Annotated in this window: 14 protein-coding genes and 1 other RNA gene; 2 read left to right on the top strand and 13 right to left on the bottom strand. The window is 69.7% G+C overall.

Translation table 11 applies throughout. The annotated features are described in order from the left end of the window. Positions 1-1819 (top strand): coiled-coil domain-containing protein (locus VGE49_RS10685; RefSeq protein ID WP_473964841.1); only part of this gene is annotated, 1819 nt, incomplete at its 5' end. 221 nt (positions 1820-2040) lie between these two features. On the opposite strand, the gene VGE49_RS10680 is transcribed toward VGE49_RS10685, so the two are convergent. Beyond that, positions 2041-2901: a WecB/TagA/CpsF family glycosyltransferase gene (locus VGE49_RS10680; protein WP_331034538.1), complete on the bottom strand. Its 861-nt coding sequence runs from the start codon at positions 2899-2901 to the stop codon at positions 2041-2043. Between the two features lie 68 nt (positions 2902-2969). Here VGE49_RS10680 and VGE49_RS10675 point away from each other — a divergent pair, with 68 nt between their 5' ends. Further along, on the top strand, positions 2970-3425 hold the full coding sequence (locus VGE49_RS10675; protein WP_331034537.1) for a surface-adhesin E family protein: 456 nt from the start codon (positions 2970-2972) through the stop codon (positions 3423-3425). Positions 3426-3525: 100 nt separating this feature from the next. Here the strand turns inward: VGE49_RS10675 and VGE49_RS10670 are convergent, their stop codons facing one another. From VGE49_RS10670 to rnpB, 12 genes are all read right to left on the bottom strand, one after another. After that, entirely contained in the window at positions 3526-4656 is a 1131-nt protein-coding gene (locus VGE49_RS10670; protein WP_331034536.1) for a mechanosensitive ion channel family protein, read from the bottom strand. Positions 4657-4696: 40 nt separating this feature from the next. Continuing rightward, the gene (gene murG, locus VGE49_RS10665) at positions 4697-5779 is read right to left on the bottom strand and encodes an undecaprenyldiphospho-muramoylpentapeptide beta-N-acetylglucosaminyltransferase (protein ID WP_331034535.1); all 1083 of its coding nucleotides are present in this window, start codon (positions 5777-5779) and stop codon (positions 4697-4699) included. A 10-nt stretch (positions 5780-5789) separates the two neighbouring features. Continuing rightward, a complete protein-coding gene (locus tag VGE49_RS10660) occupies positions 5790-6971 on the bottom strand; it encodes an FtsW/RodA/SpoVE family cell cycle protein (RefSeq protein ID WP_331034534.1) in 1182 nt (393 codons plus the stop codon). After that, entirely contained in the window at positions 6968-8443 is a 1476-nt protein-coding gene (gene murD, locus VGE49_RS10655) for a UDP-N-acetylmuramoyl-L-alanine--D-glutamate ligase (protein WP_331034533.1), read from the bottom strand. The genes VGE49_RS10660 and murD overlap by 4 nt, the downstream gene beginning before the upstream one ends. Before the next feature lie 4 nt (positions 8444-8447). Further along, positions 8448-9557, bottom strand: a complete 1110-nt coding sequence (mraY, locus tag VGE49_RS10650; protein WP_331034532.1) for a phospho-N-acetylmuramoyl-pentapeptide-transferase — start codon at positions 9555-9557, stop codon at positions 8448-8450. Between the two features lie 59 nt (positions 9558-9616). Next, entirely contained in the window at positions 9617-11032 is a 1416-nt protein-coding gene (locus VGE49_RS10645) for a UDP-N-acetylmuramoyl-tripeptide--D-alanyl-D-alanine ligase (RefSeq protein ID WP_331034531.1), read from the bottom strand. Continuing rightward, complete coding sequence (locus VGE49_RS10640; protein ID WP_331034530.1) at positions 11025-12485, bottom strand: UDP-N-acetylmuramoyl-L-alanyl-D-glutamate--2,6-diaminopimelate ligase; 1461 nt, start codon at positions 12483-12485, stop codon at positions 11025-11027. The genes VGE49_RS10645 and VGE49_RS10640 overlap by 8 nt, the downstream gene beginning before the upstream one ends. After that, positions 12482-14263: a peptidoglycan D,D-transpeptidase FtsI family protein gene (locus tag VGE49_RS10635; protein WP_331034539.1), complete on the bottom strand. Its 1782-nt coding sequence runs from the start codon at positions 14261-14263 to the stop codon at positions 12482-12484. The genes VGE49_RS10640 and VGE49_RS10635 overlap by 4 nt, the downstream gene beginning before the upstream one ends. Positions 14264-14283: 20 nt before the next feature. Beyond that, the gene (gene ftsL, locus VGE49_RS10630; RefSeq protein WP_331034529.1) at positions 14284-14697 is read right to left on the bottom strand and encodes a cell division protein FtsL; all 414 of its coding nucleotides are present in this window, start codon (positions 14695-14697) and stop codon (positions 14284-14286) included. Beyond that, positions 14694-15668, bottom strand: coding sequence for a 16S rRNA (cytosine(1402)-N(4))-methyltransferase RsmH (gene rsmH, locus VGE49_RS10625; protein WP_331034528.1), 975 nt, complete (start codon positions 15666-15668; stop codon positions 14694-14696). Before rsmH ends, ftsL begins: the two co-directional genes overlap by 4 nt. Then, entirely contained in the window at positions 15665-16141 is a 477-nt protein-coding gene (locus tag VGE49_RS10620) for a division/cell wall cluster transcriptional repressor MraZ (RefSeq protein ID WP_331034527.1), read from the bottom strand. Before VGE49_RS10620 ends, rsmH begins: the two co-directional genes overlap by 4 nt. Positions 16142-16544: 403 nt before the next feature. After that, positions 16545-16923: RNase P RNA component class A (gene rnpB / locus VGE49_RS10615), an RNA gene on the bottom strand. Between the last annotated feature and the right edge of the window lie 23 nt (positions 16924-16946).

Below are 16946 nucleotides of genomic sequence, written 5' to 3'. Positions count from 1 at the left end.
CGCCCACTGGGCGGGCGCCGACGCCCCCTCGCCGGTCTGGCCCGAGGGCGTGGCCCCGCTGGCCGCCCATGTGACCGCCCCCGCCGAACTGGCCGCGCGCCTGGCCTTCTGCGGCGTGGCGAGCAAGGACCGCATCGCGGCCCTGGCCAAGGCCCTGCCCACCGGCGCCCGCCTGGTGACGGCGGAAGGCGACCTCTATCGCTGGGACGGCTTCGTCAGCCGCGCCGAGGCCCCGCGCCCCGCCGCCGTGCGACTGGCCCAGCGCACGCGGCTGGCCGAGCTGGAAGCCGAGATCGACACCGGCAAGCCGGCGCTGGAGGCCGCGCAGACGGCTCAGAAGGCGGCGACCGAGGCCTTCCGCGCCGCCGAGGAGGCGGTGAAGACCGCCCGCCTCAAGCCCTTCGCCGCCGACAAGGCCCTGACCGTTGCCCGCGACCGGGTCGAGAGCCTGAGGCGCGACCAGACCCGGCGCGAAGCCCGCGCCCAGGCGCTGGACGAGACCGTCGCCCGGCTCGACGGCGAGGTCACGGAAGCAAAAGCCGCGCTGGAGGCCGCGCAGTCGGTCGAGGCCCCGTCGGAGACCATCGCCGGCCTGCGCGACGAACTGGCCGCCGCCCGCCTGGCCGCCGATGCCGCGCGCCAGGCAGCCCAGACCGCCCGCTCGACCCGCGACGAGGAGGCCCGCGACCGCGCCGGGCGCGAACAGCGTGTGGGCAGCCTGAGCCGCGCCCACGAGGGCTGGGCCGGGCGCTCAAAGGAAAGCGCCGCCCGCGTCGCCGCCCTGGGCAAGGACGCCGACAAGACCGCCGCCCTGCTGAAACAGGCCGAGATCGCGCCACAGGGCTTCGCCGAACAGCGCGGAGCCTTGATAGACGCCCTGATCGCCGCCGAGACGCGCAAGAGCGCCGCCGCCGAAGCCCTGTCGCTGGCCGAAAGCACGGCGAGTGAAAGCGACCGCGCCAGCCGCGCCGCCGAGGCCGCCGCTGGCGCCGCACGCGAGGCCCGCGCCGGTCTGGCCGCCCGCGCCGAGGCCGCTTCTGAGCGTCTGGCCGAAGCGGAAGCCAACGTCCGCGAAACGGCTCAGATGTCGCCGCACGAGCTGGGCCAGAAGCTGATCGACGACGCCATCGCCCGCCCGCCGGACACGGCCGGCGCCGAGAGCCTGCTGTCCGGGCTGGAGCGCGAGCGCGAGGCCCTGGGCGCGGTCAACCTGCGCGCCGAGGAAGAGGCCGCCGAATACGGCGACCGCCTGGGCGCCATGAAGTCCGAACGCATCGACCTGACCCAGGCGATCGCCAAGCTGCGCGACGGCATCGACGAACTGAACGCCGAGGGCCGCGAGCGTCTGACAGCGGCCTTCGACGTCATCAACGCCAACTTCAAGGCCCTGTTCGAGGCCCTGTTCGGCGGCGGTCAGGCCGAGCTGAAGCTGGTCGAGAGCGACGATCCGCTGGAAGCCGGTCTGGAGATCTACGCCTGCCCGCCCGGCAAGCGGCTGTCGGTGATGTCGCTAATGAGCGGCGGCGAGCAGGCCCTGACGGCGGCGGCCCTGATCTTCGGCGTTTTCCTGGCCAACCCGGCGCCCGTCTGCGTGCTGGACGAGGTGGATGCGCCGCTGGACGACGCCAACGTGGACCGCTTCTGCCGGATGCTGCACGAGATGCGGTCGCGCACCGACACCCGCTTCATCGTCATCACCCACAATCCCGTGACCATGAGCCGGATGGACCGCCTCTACGGCGTCACCATGCCCGAGCGCGGCATGAGCCAGCTGGTCAGCGTCAACCTGAACCAGGCCGAGCAGATCGTGGCGAGCTAGATGAAAGCGTCCGCTTCGGTACGGGCGCAAAAACAGAGTCCAATTCGTCTGAATCGTCTGAAATCGGCGCGGCGGCCTCCCTGTCATTGCGCCTCGACACGGGCGACTTGACCAGTATGTGGGCTTGGTAAGGCGCGTCAGGCCGTCTGTTTCAGACGAAGTCGTGGAAATTCAGGGCCTCAACCATCGTCATTGCGATGGCTCAGCGAGCACCCCCGAATTCAGGGCTTCTTGCGTTGCATCGCCGCCCGGACATCGCCCAGGGCCGGCCCGATCAGGAACCAGGGCTCGACGCAGTAGCGCGCGAACAGGCGTTTCGGGTCGGAGAACAGGCGGAACAGCCATTCGACGCCGAGCCGCCCCATCCAGCGAGGCGCCGCCTTCTGGACGCCGGCCTCATAGTCAAAGGCGGCGCCGACCGGCAGGATGACGGCCTCGGGCAGGGCCTCGATGTTGTCGGCGATCCACAACTCCTGACGCGGCATGCCCATGCCGACGAACAGGACGTTCGGTTGGAACTCGCGCACGGCGGCAAGGATCGCGGCGTTGCCCGCCGATCCCGGCGTGGCGTCGAAATAGCCGGACAGGCCCTTGATCACGGCCCCCGGATAGCGCGCGCTCAGACGCTCCGCCGCCGCGGTCGCCACGCCGTCGGCGCCGCCGACATAGAGGACGCGCCAGCCCTTGCGGTCAGCCATGCTCCAGAACTGGTCGCGCCAGTCCAGATAGGTGCAGCGGTGGAAGGGCCGGCTGTGCAGCCCCAGCAGCCGGGTGAAATGGATCAGGGGCGTGGAATCCAGCTCGACCACGTCGGCCAGATCATAGAGCCGCCGCATCCCCGGCGTGCGCGGCAACAGATAGAGACTGTGCAGGTTGTGGTTGGCGATAATGCTGCGCCGGCCCGCCTCAATGCAGCGTTCGACGTGCAGCAGGACCTCTTCGGGCCGCATCAGGTCGACGGTCTCGCCCAGGATGCGGACGCGCTCCTCGGGCCGGCGCGTCTGCCGGAACGGACGACGTTCGCGCGCCCGCCGGTCGGGCGGGGCGGCGGCGAGATCGACTCCGAGCGGTTCCTGATACATGGCTTGGTTCTAGACGCAGCGTCTCAACACGTGGTTTGCGGATGCGGTTAATGAAACGGGATACCCTGATGACGCGAGACCTTGCGATCCTGACGGCCGGCCTCGTCCTGTCCGCGACCAGCGCGGCGGCTCAGGATCACGCCCTGGTCCTGACCGGCGCGGGGCGGTTCGCCATCTTCGCCGACACGGCCTCGGTGACGCCCGACGGCGACGGGGTGCGGATGCGGTCGCTGCAGGTCAGCGAAGAGGACATGGTCATCGGCGGCGTCGCCTATGCCGGCGGCTGGTCCTGGTGGCGCTTCGACTGCGCGGCCCAGACGGCGGATAGACTGGACTTCGCCTCGCTGAAAGCCGACGGGACCGAGGGGCCGATCACCCCGGAAAACGCCCCGCCCTATGCCGTGGCGCCCGGCGGGGACGCGGCGGAACTGGCGGCGGTGGCCTGCGGGGCCGGGCTGCGGGCGGCTGATGCGGTCAACGCGGCGGAGGCCGTGCGGATCGGGCGCGAGCGGATGAAGGACTGACAAAACCTTCTCCCTCCCCTGCATGGGGAGGGAGGTCGCGCAGCGACCGGGTGGGAGGGGGAAGCGACAACCAAGCGCCCCACCCGTCTGACGCTTCGCGTCAGCCACCCTCCCCATCAGGGAGAGGGAGAACTCCGCGATCGTTCCGATCCAGGTCCACTCGATCCCTCGGCAAAGCTTCCGGGCATTCGTCCCGCATGAAGGCCAGCATCTTTTCACGCACCTCGCAGCGCAGGTCGAAGGCCAGGGAGGCGTTCCTGGCGCTGGTCAGGCAGCGGACCTGGGCCACGCGCTCGGTGATGTCCGTCACCTGCAGCGCCACCACGTCGCCGTCCCACAGGGGCGAGGCGTGGGCGATGGCCTCCAGCTTGACCCGCAGCCGGTCGATCGGCGCCTCATAGTCCACATAGAGGAAGGCCACGCCGATCAGGCTGGCGTCGTCGCGGGTCCAGTTCTGGAACGGCTTCTGGATGAAATGGGTCAGCGGCAGGATCATGCGCCGCCAGTCCCACAGCTTGACCACCACATAGGTCGAGGTGATCTCCTCGACTCGCCCCCACTCGCCCTCCACGACGACGGCGTCGTCCAGGCGGATCGGCTGGGCCGTGGCGATCTGGATGCCGGCCAGCAGGTTGGTCAGGAAGGGTTGCAGCGCCAGACCCGCGACGATGCCCACCACCCCCGCCGAGGCCAGCAGCGACAGCCCCCATTGCCGCACGCCGGGAATGGTCAAAAGCGCCAGCCCCAGGGTGATCAGGCCGATCAGGATGGCCGCCACCCTTTGCAGAATGCGCGTCTGGGTGACGTGCTTGCGGGCCAGGAGGTTGTCCTCCGTGTCCATGTTGAACTTCTTCAGATGGACGACGGCCCCCATGTCCACGGCGCCCGCCAGCATCCAGCCGCACACCAGGATGAAGCCGAACAGCAGGGTCCGGCGGATGAACAACGACGGCTCCGGGTCCAGCGGCGAGACCGTGACCGCCAGGGCCAGAGCGATGATCATGACCGCGATCCGGACCTTCAGCCGGGCGCGGTCGACCATCCCCCGCCAGAAGACGTCGCGCTTGCGCACAGCCAGCTTCAGCAGGGCGAAGACCACCTGATTGGCCGCCCAGCCGATGAAGACGAAGACGGCGGTGATGATCGACACCACGGCCCATTCGGGCAGCCAGTGGAACTGGGCCCACAGGGTGAAGACGTTGTTGGTCAGGTCGACGACGAACTGGGGCATGGCTTGACCATAGCCCTTCTCCCCGCCGTGGGAGAAGGGATTAGACCGCCGCCTCGACCAGATCAGCCAGCCTTTGCGCGGCGTCGGGGATGGCGACCGAACGGGCGGCGGCGGACATGGCGGTCAGCGCCGCCGGGTCGGACAGGACCTCGGTCAGGGCGGCGGTCAGGCTGTCGACCGTCAGGTCGTCCTCGGCGATGACGCGGGCGGCGCCAGCCTCGGACAGGGCGCGGGCGTTCAGGGTCTGGTGGTCGTCCATGGCGATCTTGAGCGGGATCAGGACCGACGGCAGGGCCGCCACCGCCAGTTCCGAACAGGTCGAAGCCCCGGCGCGGCCGATGACCAGATGCGCCTTGGAAAGACGGTCGGCCATGTCGCGGAAGAAGGGCGCGACCTCGGCGTTAATGCCCGCCTCCAGATAGATCTGACGGGCGCTTTCCAGAGTTTCGGGCCGCGACTGCTGCTGGACCTTCAGGCGGCTGCGGATCGCCTCGGGCAGGGCCGCCAGCGCGCGGGGCGCGGTCTCGGACAGGATGCGGGCGCCCTGGCTGCCGCCTGTGACGAGGACATGGATCGGGCCGTCGCCTGCGGGCGCGACATAGGCGCGGTCGAACAGGGCGCGGATGTCGGGGCGGACCGGGTTGCCGACGACCTGCGCCCGCGCCTTCACCGCCTCGGGCGCGCGGCCCAGGGTCGGGAAGGCCGAGGCCACGCCGCCGACGCGCGGGGCCAGCATCCGGTTGGTGCGGCCCAGGACGGCGTTCTGTTCGTGGATCAGGGTCGGGCGCTTTTGCAGGATGGCGGCGACCAGCGCCGGGGCCGAGGGGTAGCCGCCGAAGCCGACGACCACGTCCGCGCCCGTGCGGTCAAAGGCCGACTTGGCCTGCCCCACCCCGCGCCAGATCGCCAGACCCGCCTTCAGTAGACCGATGGGGCCGCGCCCGGTGGCGGCGTCCAGCGCCAGACGCTCCTCGGCGGGGAAGGCGTGGGCGTATTGCTCGCCGCGCGCATCGGTGGCCAGCACCACGCGCCAGCCACGCGAGGCCAGCTCGCGGGCCAGAGCCTCGGCGGGGAACATGTGACCGCCGGTGCCTCCGGCGGCGACGACGCAGACCTTGGTCATGGAAACTCTCTTACGGCAGCAGGCGACGACGCGGCGGGGAGATGTTGGAGCCTGGCTCATAGGCCCCAGGACGGCGCCGCGTCAGGGCCAGGGCGAAGCCCATGGTCAGGCCCATGGCCATCATCGACGAGCCGCCATAACTGATGAAGGGAAGCGTCATGCCCTTGGTCGGGATCAGGTTCAGGTTCACCGCCACATTGATGCAGGCCTGCAGCCCGATCAGCATGAACAGGCCCGCCGCCGCCGTCTGCTCGAACGGGTCGTTCAGCTTCATCGCCTTCTTCATCCCGCGGATGACGATGAAGGCGTAGAGGCCGATCATGGTCAGCGACAGGATCAGGCCGAACTCCTCGGCGCCGACGGAATAGATGAAGTCAGTGTGCAGATCGGGCACGTGGCGTTTCATCACCCCCTCGCCGATGCCGCGCCCGACCAGACCGCCGGCGCGTATGGCCTCGGAGGCGCGGTCGATCTGGTGGGTGTCGGTCGTCTCAGGCGACAGGAAGCGGCTGAGGCGGTCGCGCATGTGGCTGAAGGTGAAATAGAGCGACACCACCCCGCCCGCCCCCATGGCGGCGATGACGGCCACCCACTTCAGCGGCACCCCGGCCATGAAGAAGACGGCCATGAAGGTGGTGGTGATCAGCAGGGTCTGGCCGATGTCCGGCTGGATCAGCAGCAGGCCGACGGTCAGGGCCCAGAAGCCGAAGGCGATGCTGACGCCCGGCACCCCCTGCCCCTTTTGCGCCTCGGCGAACATCCAGGCGGCGAAGACGATCAGGCCGGGCTTGGCGAACTCGGACGGCTGCAGACTGAACGGGCCGAGGTTCACCCAGCGCGCGGCGCCCTTCACCGTGTCGCCGATGAAGGGCAGGGCCGCCATGACGACGATGGCCCCGAACAGGGCCAGGACCGCAATCCGCCGCACCCCGCGCGGCGACAGCAGGGAGGTGGTCAGCATCAGGCCCGTGCCCATCGAAGCCCAGACGATCATCCGCCACGAATAGTGGAAGGGATCGGTGATCGATTCATCGGCCAGGATGGCCGCCGGGCTGGAGGCGAAGCTGAGCGACACGCCCAGCGCCACAAGGGTCAGGGCCGCGCCCAGCAGGCCGCGATCCACGGTCCAGAACCAGCGCGCGATCAGGCTCTGGTCGTTGCGCGAAAAGGGGTGGCTGTAGCTCTGGCTCATGCGGCGGGCTCAGGCTTGGCGCCCAGCGCCAGCACGGCGGCGCGGAAGGCTTCGCCCCGCACCTCGAAGTCAGGGAACTGGTCAAAGCTGGCGCAGGCGGGCGACAGCAGGACGACCTGCTCGCCTCCGGCTTTCGCGGCGTCGGCGGCGGCCAGTTCGACGGCGCGCTCCATGGAATGCGCCACGACGTGCGGGGTGTCGCCCAGGGTTTCAGCAAACGCCTCGGCCGCCTCGCCGATCAGATAGGCCTTGGCGACGTGGGGGAAGAGGTCGCGCAGACTGTCGATGCCGCCCTCCTTGGCCTTGCCGCCCGCGATCCAGAAGACCGAGGGGTAGGAGGCCAGCGCCTGACGCGCGGCGTCGGCGTTGGTGCCCTTGGAGTCGTTGATGAAGCGGATCGGGCCGAGGCGGCCAACCGCCTCCATGCGGTGCGCCAGACCGGGGAAGGTCAGCAGACCCTCGACCGCTGCGTCGTGCGACACGCCCAGCGCCCGGGCGGCGGCATAGGCAAAGGCGGCGTTCTGGGCGTTGTGACGGCCGGGGAGCGAGCGGGCGACGGAGAGGTCGGCCAACACATCGCCATCGGCCAGCAATGCGCCGGGCTCAGCCTCTATCCCGCTCATCGCGGAAGCGGGCACCCAGGTCTTTGGCTGTAGAGGTTCTGGCGGCGTCGCGTGCGCGGCTCTCACTGGGCCCTCGCTTCCGCGGGGATGAGCGGAGGTGGAAACCGTGCAAATCCGCCGTCCCTGCGCGCACAGGTCCGCCGCGATCCCCTGCCCCCAGGCCTCGTCCACGCCGACGAGCGCCAGCGCCTCGGGTCCCTGCGCCTGGAAAATCCGCCGCTTGGCCGCGACATAGCCTTCCATGCCGCCGTGGCGGTCCAGATGGTCGGGGCTGATGTTGGTCAGGATGGCCACGTCGGGCGCGAAGCGGGTGGTCAGGTCCAGCTGATAGGACGAGACCTCGATGACATAGACGGCCTCGGGGGTCGGGGCCGGCAGGGCCAGGACGCCGATGCCGATATTGCCGCCGATGTGGACGCTCAGGCCCGCCGACTTCAGCACCCAGCCGATCAGGGCCGTGGTGGTCGACTTGCCGTTGGTGCCGGTGATGGCCACGACGCGGGGGCGCTGGCCCGTCGGCAGGGCGTCCAGGGCGCGGGCGAACAGTTCGACGTCGCCGATGACCGGCACGCCCGCCTGAAGGGCGCGCTCGACCGTCCAGTGCGGCTTGGGGTGGGTCAGGGGGGCGCCCGGCGACAGGACCAAGGCGGCGAAGCCGGACCAGTCGGCGCGGGTCAGGTCCTCGACCACGAAGCCTTCGGCCTCGGCCTGCATCCGGCCCGAGACGCCGTCGTCCCACAGGACCGGGACGGCGCCCCCGGCCTGAAGCGCGCGCGCCGCCGTGATCCCGGACCGGCCCAGGCCGAAGACCGCGACGCGACGCCCCTCGAAACCGGGAACGGGGATCATGTGATCAGCGCAGCTTCAGCGTGGCCAGACCGAGCAGCGCCAGCATGGCGGCGACGATCCAGAAACGGATGACGACGGTGGATTCCGGCCAGCCCATCTTCTCGAAATGGTGGTGGATGGGCGCCATCAGGAAGATGCGCTTGCCGGTCAGCTTGAAGTAGCCGACCTGGATCATGACCGAGGCCGCCTCGACCACGAACAGGCCGCCGACGATGCCCAGCACCAGCTCGTGCTTCGTGGCCACGGCGATGGAGCCGAGCGCGCCGCCCAAGGCCAGCGAGCCGGTGTCGCCCATGAAGATCTTGGCGGGGGGGGCGTTGTACCAGAGGAAGCCCATGCCGCCGCCGATCATGGCGGCGCAGAAGATGGCCAGCTCGCCCGCGCCGGGCACGTGGTGGACCTGCAGATAGTCGGCGAACAGGAAGTTGCCGACCAGATAGGAGATGATGCCGAAGGCGCCCGCCGCCATCATCACCGGCACGATGGCCAGGCCGTCCAGACCGTCGGTCAGGTTCACGGCGTTGGAGAAGCCGATGATGGTGAAGGCCGCGAACGCCACATAGAACCATCCGATGTTCAGCAGGATGGCCTTCAGGAAGGGGAAGGCGATCGAGGTTTCCAGCCCCGGCGAGGTCGGGGAATAGGTCATCCAGACGACGGTCAGGATCCCCGCGATCACGGCCACGACGGCCTGGGCCGCCAGCTTCTGTTTCGAGGTCAGACCCGCCGAGGTCTGCTTGGTCACCTTGGCGTAATCGTCGATGAAGCCCAGAACGCCAAAGGCCGCCGTCACGCCCGAGACGATCCAGATATAGGGGTTGGTCAGGTCGCCCCAGAGGAAGACCGCGACGCCGATGCCCGCCAGGATCATCAGGCCGCCCATGGTCGGGGTGCCGACCTTTGACAGGTGCGACACCGGGCCGTCGTCGCGGATCGGCTGGCCCCGACCCTGCTTGGCGCGGATCCAGTTGATGAAGCGGCTGCCCATGGCGACCGCGACGATCATGGCCGTGGCCATGGCCAGGGCGACGCGCACCGTCTGATACTGGACCAGGTGCAGCAGCGGATATTCCTGAGCAATATCAGCGTAATAGAGATAGAGCAGGTAGAACATGGCTTTTTAGTCCCCTATCGGACCGCGCGCGGCGCGGTCCTGCTTGAGGGGGTCTCTCCTCATTTCTCTATCGGTCCACGCACGGCGTCATGCAATCCGGCCAGGGCCGCCGCGACCAGCGAGGCCCTGGACCCGTTCGAGCCCTTGACCATGGCCACGTCGCCCGGCTGGACCAGACTGGCGGCCTCGGCGGCCAGTTCGGCGGCGGTTTCGCGCCATTGGCCCCGCAGCGACGGCGGAAGGATGTCGTAAAGCTGGCGCATCTGCGGTCCGGCCGCGTGGACCACGTCCAGACCGGCCGCCTCGATAGCCGGGGCCAGACCTTCGTGCAGGGCGCGGCTGTGCTCGCCCAGCTCCAGCATGTCGGTCAGGACGACGACGCGGCGCCCGCCCGGCCCCACGGGCTTGGCGCCGAGACTGACGAAGCCCGCCTTCATCGACAGGGGATTGGCGTTGTAGCTCTCGTCGATCAGGGTGAAGGCGCCGCCGGGAATGGCGACGGTCGCCATCTGGCCGCGCCCGGCCAGAGGCTGGAAGCCGGCCAGGGCCTGTAGCGCCGCGTCCAGCGACACGTCCAGCGCCTGCAGCATCAGGATGACGCACAGGCTGTTCAGGCCCCAGTGCACGCCCGACTGGGGCAGGCGATACTCGATGCGCTGGCCGTCCAGCTCAGCCGTGACGGTCGCGCCCTCGCTGTCAGGCATGAAATCCAGCAGGCGCGCGTCGCAGCCGACGTCATGACCGAAGGTGCGCAATGTCGCCCCGGCGTCCAGCGCGCCCTGACGCACGATGTCGGCGTGGGTATCGGCGGCGTTGACCACGGCGATCCCGCCGGGGATCAGCCCCTCGAAGATGGCGGCCTTTTCACGCGCCACGCCCACCTCGCCGTCGGCGAAGGCTTCGATATGGACGGGCCCGACCGTGGTGACGCAGGCCGCGTGCGGGCGCACGAAGGCCGACAGCGGCCCGATCTCGCCCGGATGGTTCATGCCGATCTCGAACACGGCGCGGTCGGTGCCGTGCGGCATCCGCGCCAGGGTCAGGGGCACGCCGATGTGGTTGTTGTAGCTCTTGATCGAGGCGTGGCTGGAGCCGGCCAGATCGAGACCGGCCTTGATCGCCTGGGTCACGCTGGTCTTGCCGACGCTGCCGGTGACGGCGCCGCGCAGACGGGCGCGATCGCGGGCGGCGACGCCCATGGCCTCCAGCCCCTTCAGGGTGTCGGGCACCTGAACATAGGGCCCGCCCTCGACTGGGCGATCGACCAGAGCGACCACAGCCCCGGCGGCGAAGGCGGCGGCGGCGAACTCATGCCCGTCGCGCGCGCCGTGCAGGGCCAGGAAGAGGTCTCCCGGCTGGATTTCGCGGCTGTTGTAGGTGAGGCCCGAGACATCAGCGTCGGGTCCGTGGAGCTGGCCGCCGGTCGCCGAGGCGATGGCTTCGGCGGTCCAGAGCGGTGTTTGGGTGTCAGGCATGATCGCGCAGGGCTTCGGTCGCTTCGGTGGCGTCGTCGAAGGGATGCACCACCCCGGCGACGATCTGTCCCTGTTCATGCCCTTTTCCGGCGATCACCACCACATCTCCTTCGCGCATCAGCGATACGGCGTGGCGGATGGCTTCGCGGCGGTCGCCGATTTCCAGCGCGTCGGGGCAACCGGCGCGGACCTGGGCGCGGATGGCGGCGGGGTCTTCCGAGCGCGGATTGTCGTCGGTGACGATAGCCACGTCGGCCAGACGACCGGCGATCTCGCCCATCATCGGCCGCTTGGCGCGGTCGCGGTCGCCGCCCGCGCCGAAGACGACGATCAGCTTGCCCGTTGCGTGGGGACGCAGGGCGTTCAGCACCGTCTCCAGACCGTCGGGGGTGTGGGCGTAGTCGACATAGACCTCGCCGCCGCGCGAACCCTCGCCCGGGATGCGTTGCAGACGGCCCTGCGCGCCCTGGATGAACTCCATGGCCGGGATGACCCGGTCGGGGTCTTCGCCGCCGGCGATGCACAGGCCCGCCGCCACCAGGGCGTTCGAGGCCTGAAAGGCCCCGGCCAGCGGCAGCAGGATGTCGTGGATGCGGCCGCGCGCGTCGATGGTCAGGCGCTGTCCTTCCGGCGTCGCCCGGCGCGCCAGCAGCGACAGGTCGCGCCCGCGCTCGCCCACGCCCATGACGCCCAGGCCCGCCATGATCGAGGCCGAGGCGAAGGCGGAATAGGCGTCGGAATCCGCGTTCAGCACGGCGGTGCGGCCGCGCGGCAGCAGGGCCTCGAACAGGCGCAGCTTGGCGGCGCGATAGCTCTCCATCGTGCCGTGATAGTCGAGATGATCCTGGGTCAGGTTGGTGAAGCCGGCGGCGCGGATGGCCACCCCGTCCAGACGGCGCTGCTCGATGCCGTGCGACGAGGCTTCCAGCGCCAGGTGCGTCACCTCCTTGGCGGCCAACTCGGCCAGCAGGCGGGCGGCGTCGGCGGCGTCGGGGCTGGTCAGGCCGGGGCCGGTCAGGGCGTAGGTCTTGTCGCCCTTCTGACCGACCACGCCGAGCGTGCCCATGCTGGCCGACTTCAGGCCGAGGCCCGCCCAGATCTGGCGGCAGAAGTTGGCCACCGAGGTCTTGCCGTTGGTGCCGGTGATGGCGACGCAGGTCTTGGGCTGGGCGCCGTAGAAGCTGCGCGCGGCCAGGGCGTAGGCGCGGTGCACGTCGCCCGAGGCGACCAGCAGGGGCGCGGCGCCCGCAGGCGTGTCGGCCGGGGCCAGGATGGCGGCGGCGCCCTTGGCCAGAGCTTGCGGAATGAAGGCGCGGCCGTCGGCCGAGGCGCCCGGCAGGGCCACGAACAGGGCGCCGGGGACGACCTTGCGGCTGTCGGCGGTGACGGCGGTGATCTCGGGGTCCGAGCTCACGTCGCGGCGCAGGATTTCGGACAGACGAAGCGCGCTCATCGACCGTCGCCCTCGACATCCTGGAACTCGGGGATCTTCTCGCCCAGGGCGGTGGACCAACGGTCAGCCTTGCGCTCGACGCCCAGGAAGGGGGCGATGCGGTCGGCGATCTTGCCCACGGCCGGCGCGGCGACATAGCCGCCGGTGCGCGGATAGGAGGACGGCTCGTCCACCAGGACGAAGATGGTGTAGCGCTTGGCCGTCACCGGGCCGTCGGCGGGGAAGACGGCGGCGAATGAGCCGACGGCGTGGGTGGGGTCGTAGCGGCCGTTGACCAGCTTGTTGGCCGAGCCGGTCTTGCCGCCGACCCGCAGGCCGGGGGCGTCGGCGAACCGACCCGAGCCGCGCGTCACGTTGCGACGCATCAGGTCCAGCATGGTGGCCGAGGTCTCGGGCGAGACGACCTGACGGGGGCGGGCGTTGGGCAGGCCGCCCTTGCGCAGGGTCAGGGGCACATAGCGCCCGCCGTTGGCCAGCGAGGCGTAGGCGGCCACATACTGGATCGGCGTGACCATGATGCCGTAGCCGAAGGACAGCGAGGCCAGGGTGCTGTCGTCCCACTTGCGCACCCGCGACGGACGGGCCGATTCCTTCAGTTCGATCGGCGCGGCCTCCAGCAGACCCAGCCGCTGGAAGTAGTCGCGCATCACGTCGCCGCCCATTTCGACGGCCAGACGCGAGGTGCCGATGTTGGACGAGTGCAGATAGACCTCTTCCAGCGTCAGCACCTTGTTGGTGGCGTGGAAGTCCTTGATGCGGCGATTGCCGATCTGCAGGGCCTGCGAGGCGTCGAACAGGGTGTTCATGTCGGCCCGGCCGGTGTCGATGCCGGCGGCGACGGTGAAGCTCTTGAACACCGAGCCCATCTCATAGTGGCCCGAGGTGACGCGGTTCAGCAGGGTCTCTTCGGGCGCGCTGTTGCGGCGGTTGGCGTCGTAGGTCGGCCAGCTGGCCATGGCCAGGACCTCGCCGGTCTGGACGTCCGTGACGACCGCGACGGCGCCCTTGGCCCCGGCGGCCTCGGCGGCGGCGGCCAGTTCGTTCTCGACCACGCCCTGAACGCGCAGATCGATCGACAGCTGGAAGTCCTCGCCGGCCGCGCCCGCCGCGCGGATTTCCTGGTTGAAGGCCAGCTCGGAGCCGGACACGCCCTCGCCGCCCGTGTCGGCCCGGCCGATCAGGTGCGCCGCCGAGGCGCCCAGCGGATAGACGCGGCGATCCTCGGGCTCGAACGAGACGCCGCCCAGGGCCAGGGCGTGGACCGCGCTGCGCTCGGACGGGGTCAGCCCATTCAGGACCAGCAGGCGACGGTCGCCGTCCAGCACGCGCTCCAGACGCTTGGCCGAGACGCGCGGCAGGGCGCGGCGCAGCTGGGCCTTGGCGGCGGCCGGATCCCAGATCTCGCGCGGGTCTATGTAGAGGCCGTAGTGGGTGATGTTGGTGGCCAGCAGTTGGCCGTTGCGGTCCACCAGATCAGCGCGCGTCAGGGCGTTCGGATTGAAGCCCGCGCCCGCCGCGCCGCGCGGCGCGAACAGGGCGGCGTGGGCCGCGCCCAGGGCCAGGCAGGCGAAGACGACCGAGAAGACCGCCAGGATCAGGAAGATGCGGACGCGGGTGTCTTCTTCAGGACGGCCGTCGGCGCGGGCGCGCTCGAACGAATGCTCCATCCACCAGACGCAGTTGGCGACCCAGCGGCCCCAGGCGGCGAACAGACCGCCGACCGACGGGCCTTGCGGACGCGCCTGCGGACGGCCCGGCGCGGGGCGGCGATAGTCCATGCCGTGGTGGTCATGCACGCTCAATGCAGACTCTCCCCGGCAGCGGGCGCAGCGACGGGCGCGGCCGACGCCACGACGACAGGAGCAGGCGCAGCCACCGCCGGCGGCGGGGCGATGGCGGGCAGGCCCGTCTCGACCGCCTGGCGACGCACGTCGACCGGCCCCAGGCCGATCTCGCGCGACAGGGCCTCCAGCCGCGCGGGCTGCTCCAGCCGGGTCGCTTCGGCGCGCAGCAGGCGGACCCGCTGGCGATTCTCGCGGATCTCGCTCTCGATGCGGCTGATCTCGGCGCTTTCGCGCGCGGCGGCGGCCTTGGCGATATAGACCGAGAAGACCAGGGCGGCGACGCAGACCACGCCGATGATCTCGACGCAGCGCACGCCGCGGACCTTCCAGTCGAACAGACGCTTCACCGGGACGGGAACGGCGATCATGCGCGCACACTCCCCGCTCTGGGCCCGATCTTGCCCCAGGCCGGAGCCTCGGTGCGGATCGCGGCGCGCAGACGGGCCGAGCGGGCGCGCGGATTGGCGGCCAGTTCGGCCTCGCCGGCTTCCTTGGCGCCCTTGAACATCAGGTCGAAGCTGGGCTTGCGCAGCTCCACCGCGACCGGGGCGTGGCGCGAGCCGCCCGGGGCATTGCCGGTGCGCTCGGTCAGGAAGGCCTTGACGATGCGGTCTTCCAGCGAATGGAAGGTGACGACGACCAGACGGCCGCCCGGCGCCAGGGTCGCCTCGGCCGCTTCCAGCCCGCGCTCCAGCTGGCCCAGTTCATCGTTGACGGCGATGCGCAGGGCCTGGAAGACGCGGGTCGCGGGATGGATGGCCGCGCCGCGACGACCGCCCAGGGCCTTTTCGACCACCTCGGCCAGATCCAGGGTGCGGCTGAAGGGCTGCTCGGCGCGGCGGCGCAGGATGGCGGTCGCCACCCGACCCGACTGACGCTCGTCGCCGTACTGCTTGAAGATGTGAGCCAGCGGCCCGTGATCCCAGGTGTTGACGATGTCGGCGGCGGTCGGCCCCGTATCGCCCATGCGCATGTCCAGCGGCCCGTCGCGCATGAAGGAGAAGCCGCGCTCGGCCTGATCCAGCTGCATCGACGAGACGCCGATATCGAAGACAGCGCCGTTCAGCTGGGCCTTGCCGCTCTCGGCGAAGGCTTCTGCCAGACCCGAAAAGGGGGTGCGGATCAGCTGGAACTGACCCGGATATGCAGCCGCCACCGCGTCGGCGTGCGGCTGGACGGTCGGGTCGCGATCCAGACCGATGACCTGGGCGCCGCGCTCCAGAATGGCGCGAGTATAGCCGCCGGCGCCGAAGGTGGCGTCGATGATCACGTCGCCGGGCTGCGGGTTCAGGGCCTCCAGGACTTCGGCCAGAAGGACAGGGGCGTGCGGAGACGTCATGCCGCGCCTCCGGCTTTCACCACCGAGGCTTGGCGGCGCATTTCGCCGAACTGCTTCAGGCCCTCGCGCGCCATGCGGCGCTGCTCGGCGCGGTGCGCGGCCCACCTGTCCTTGTTCCAGATCTGGAAACGCTCGCCGACGCCGTAGATGACGACCGTGTCGGACAGATCGACCTCGGCGCACAGGTGCTCCGGCAGGGTGATGCGGCCCGCCGAGTCATAGGATAGCGGCTTCTGCTCGCCGAAGATCGAGGCCTCCAGCGCCGAGCGGTAGGGATCGCCGAAGGGCAGGCTTTCGATCACAGCGCGGTATTCGGCGAACAGCTTGTCGCCGCCCGCTTCCAGGCAGTCAGCCTCGATGGAGGGGAAGCAGAAGACGCCGTGCTCAGCGCCGTTTTCGGCCGTGCGGAATTCTTGGGGGATCAAGAGACGGCGCTTGCCGTCCAGCTGCTTCTCGTAGGTCGAGAGAAACACGCCCTGCCCCAATCGAGCCCTCGGCCCGCCCCTGAAATCCGTTGATGACACCACGCGTCGGGCGACAGCCCCTACTCATGAAGTTGTGGGATAGCATGGGATCAAATGGGCCTCAATGGGATTAGTTGACACCCTTTAACCAAATTTGCAGTTCGCCGAACGGCTCACACAGTCAAAAACGAGAACATACAAGCAACATCAAGAGTATTCACAGCCTGTGGGCGGCTTTTTCCGCCATGTTTTCAACGAAGAGGTTAACGGACGCACCCATCGCGCAGCCGGACAGCCCGACCCTCGGGTCAAGCCCGAGGATGACGGCGAGAAGTTGAATGGAAACACCCTCAAGCAGCGCAACGCGCGGTGGCCCAACAAAAGTAGGCCAAAGGCCGATAGGCCCAAGAAAAATGCCAGACGGCCTGTAAGCCGGGTTCTGTTCCGCCTCGAAAGGCGGCGACGATCATTCCTCTGGACCGCCCATTGCTGAGCGGTTCTCGCGACCTACCCGGACGCCTCGGGCGGTGAACCCTGCGGCCGAAACCGCGCGACGTCCCTATTCGGTCTTGCTCCAGGCGGGGCTTGCCATGCCGCCGACGTTGCCGCCGACGCGGTGGGCTCTTACCCCACCCTTTCACCCTTCCCCGGGCCGAAGCCCAGGCGGTTTGCTTTCTGTGGCGCTATCCCTCGGGTCGCCCCGGGCGGGAGTTACCCGCCGCCTCTTCACCGTGGAGCCCGGACTTTCCTCGACAAGAGCAAGCTCTCGCCGCGACCGCCCGGCCGTCTGGCGGGGGCTAAGTGCGCGCGAACG

This window comes from Brevundimonas sp. (assembly GCF_036405315.1).
Lineage (GTDB): Bacteria > Pseudomonadota > Alphaproteobacteria > Caulobacterales > Caulobacteraceae > Brevundimonas.
Note: the sequence above shows the minus strand (reverse complement) of the source record. Positions and strands in the feature narration are given on the sequence as shown.